At 40.9% G+C, this 3,195-nt stretch carries 2 protein-coding genes and 1 pseudogene; all 3 read left to right on the top strand.

What is annotated here, in order from left to right:
• Positions 1-152: pseudogene (locus tag QZ379_RS12445) on the top strand (DNA-binding response regulator); the annotation flags it as partial.
• A 79-nt stretch (positions 153-231) separates the two neighbouring features.
• Positions 232-726, top strand: a complete 495-nt coding sequence (locus tag QZ379_RS12440; RefSeq protein ID WP_118223134.1) for a GNAT family N-acetyltransferase — start codon at positions 232-234, stop codon at positions 724-726.
• A gap of 327 nt (positions 727-1,053) precedes the next feature.
• Positions 1,054-3,195 (top strand): PAS domain-containing protein (locus QZ379_RS12435; RefSeq protein ID WP_291565383.1); only part of this gene is annotated, 2,142 nt, incomplete at its 3' end.

The raw sequence follows: 3,195 nt of genomic DNA, 5'->3' as shown, positions 1-3,195 counted from the left end.
GGGTAAACAAGTCCTATATCGTCAATACCCGTCACATCGATTCATTTGATAACAATGACATTTATATAGGTAATTATGAGATTGCCATAGGTAACAGCTACCGCGATACATTCTTTGAAGAATTTCTAATGAAAGGAAAAAGAAAAGAGTGATAGAGTGATAAATTATCATTTATCAAAATAATCATGTACTTTTGTATTCCGGAATAAGCAACTTAACAGGTTTACAGATATGATACAAATTCGTCCCAGCCAGCTTTCAGACTTAGACCGCCTGATGGAGATATTCGATCATGCCCGCAAATTTATGGCATCTGTAGGAAACGGAAATCAGTGGATCAATGGCTACCCACAACGTGAACTGATTGCCAAAGAAATCACCGACGGACATTGCTATGCGTGTGAAGATGAACATGGAAAAATCGTCGGAACATTCTGTTTTGTTCCGAGTCCCGATCCCTTTTATGCCATCATCGAAGACGGAGCCTGGTTGAATGATGATCCCTATTATGTGATTCACCGCATCGCCTCCGACGGAAGTTACAAAGGCATCGGCGATATCTGTTTAGACTGGTGCGCCAAGCAATATCCAAGCTTACGTGCAGATACGCATAAAGACAATATTATCATGCAAAACCTCCTTGTGCGCAACGGATTCATCCGCTGCGGGACGGTTTACGTCTCAAATGGGACACCCAGAATTGCATACCAAAAAATATCCCGATAGTCTTCGAAATTTTTCTGCCAATAGGAAGATAGAAAATGATTTTTTTTATCTATGTTTGCGCCTTGAAATAAGTCATTTCAAGTAATAGCAACAGAGTATGATAGAAAATCGTCTCAGCCAGCTTTCTAACTCAGCTATGCAGCATGTCATCATGCAGCATTTGTTTATACAAGACGAATGTATTCGTTGTAGGATGATTCATGCAACAAACACAACGGCACGCACAGCATTTCTCAATTAACAATCCTTAGCCAGTATTTTTTTCACTTGTATAAATGCATCTTTATGTGTGTATTTACGAACTTAGATAAATAACAGCTCAAACGCATGGAAAAAGAACAGAAACACTCACTTGCAAACGATATTGCCGAACATGTTAAACTACAGCAGCAATATGATAGTCTTTATAACCAGAGCATGACTGTCCTCAACTCACTTCCGGTAGCAGTAGCTGTCTACAACGCTGAAGGAAAAATCCTGTATTTCAACGAACGTTTCTGCCGGATATTCGGGACAGATATGGAAGAGATGGCAGAAAGCCATCCAAACATATACGACAGTCCGGTGGTGACCGATGAAATAAAAAATGCAATAAAAGCAGGATTACCCATATTCACTTCTTTCCCGTATGATTTTGGAAAAGTAGATGGATACATCACTACCGTCTATACCGGTATTCGTCACCTGAAATGTAATGGACAACCCATTCATAACTCGAATGGAGAACTGGCAAGTTATGTCATCATTATGGAAGACATCACAGAGTCTTTGGAGAAAGAGGAAATGCTTCGCCAAAGCCGCCTGAAAACAGAAATGGCTATAAAAACAGCAGATATTATGCTTTGGGAGTTTGATGTTAATTCCCAGCTGTTTTTCAGTGACAACGAGCCTCTGAATGGATATGACAAGTCACGTCCGGTGTCAATGGACCTCTATCTGGAGACGATTCATCCTGACGAACGTAAAGAAATGGTCAACATAATGCAAAGAATGAGTGCAGGTGAAGACTTCGCATTCTCATTCGAAGGACGTATCAAGCTATTCGGTTCTTCCGAATGGCAATATTGCTTCGTCAACGGTTCACCATACTCTTATAGCGAAAACGGACAGGTACTAAAATATGTAGGTACCCGTAAAAACAACACAGACATCCATAAAAAGAAACAACTTCTGGATAAGATATTGAATAACCTCCCCCTCTCCATCCATATCAAAGATATAGAAGACAACTTCCGTTATGTATTCTGTAATGAAGAAAGTAAACGTATGTTCGGTACAAGCGAAGATACGACAACTTACGATGTCATGGACGAAGAACAGGTGGCACGTATTCAGAAAACGGATCTTGAGGTATTCAATACCGGTACTCCTTATCTGGGTCTGGAACGGGTAAACCTGAAAGATGGGCGCAGCTATGATACAATCGTGCGTAAGAGCGTTATCGAAGATGATGGAAAACGTCTATTGCTGAATACCCGCTGGGATCAAAGTCTGCAAAACGAACTTAAACGCCGTGCACAGATTCTGTCAATTACTTTGGGAGCCATGAACGCCTTTACCTGGTTCTTTGAACCGGACAAAAACAGGATAAGTTTTGGCGAAGGGTTCAATGAAGTTACCAAAAAGGCTTCAGATATCTGCTCAGTAGAGAAATTCCTGAGCTGCGTACATCCTGACGATAGACAAAAGTTCAATGATTCCCTACAAGCCATCGTCGAACAGGAAAATGGCATTTGGGAAGTGGAATACCAGCTCGATTTAAACGGTGATGGAGTTTATCAATGGTGGCAAACCCGTGGTATGCTCGAAACAAGCACCCTGAATGATGCTCCCTATAAATATATGTTTGGTATGACCATCTGCATAGATGCACATAAACAAGCAGAGCTGACATTACTGAAGAATAAAGAAGAACTAAAGAAATTAGTCACCCTAAATGAATTAGTACTCAACAATACCAATTCCGGATTAGCATATATCAGCCGTGACTATCGCGTGCAGTGGGAAAATATCTCTTCCTGTTCAAAAAGTCTGTCTTTCGAGGCCTACAAACAGGGTGAATTTTGTTATAAAAGTGCTCACAACAGGACCTCACCGTGTGAAGAGTGCATATTAACACGTGCTTTCCAATCCCGTCAGACAGAACTCATCAAATTCAAGCTTGACAATGCACACGTTGTCGAAGTATATGGAACTCCTGTTTTCCTTGAAGATGGTACAGCCGATGGCATCGTCATCCGCGTAGATGATGTAACCGAACGTGAAGAGATGATTAAGGAACTACAGATAGCCAAGATGCATGCCGAACAATCAGACAAGCTTAAATCTGCTTTCTTAGCCAATATGAGTCATGAAATCCGTACACCATTGAATGCCATTGTCGGTTTCTCCGGACTGATGATGTATGCAAGCGATGAAGAAAAAGAGGATTACATGCAGATTATCAATAACAACAATGAGATGCTATTG

This window comes from Bacteroides sp. (assembly GCF_019417265.1).
Classification (GTDB): domain Bacteria; phylum Bacteroidota; class Bacteroidia; order Bacteroidales; family Bacteroidaceae; genus Phocaeicola.
This window is presented reverse-complemented; position numbering and strand designations above follow the sequence as displayed.

Bases quoted from the DNA above. Each gene is read 5' to 3' on its own strand.
- QZ379_RS12440 (WP_118223134.1), top strand. From the start codon at position 232: ATGATACAAATTCGTCCCAGCCAGCTTTCAGACTTAGACCGCCTGATG.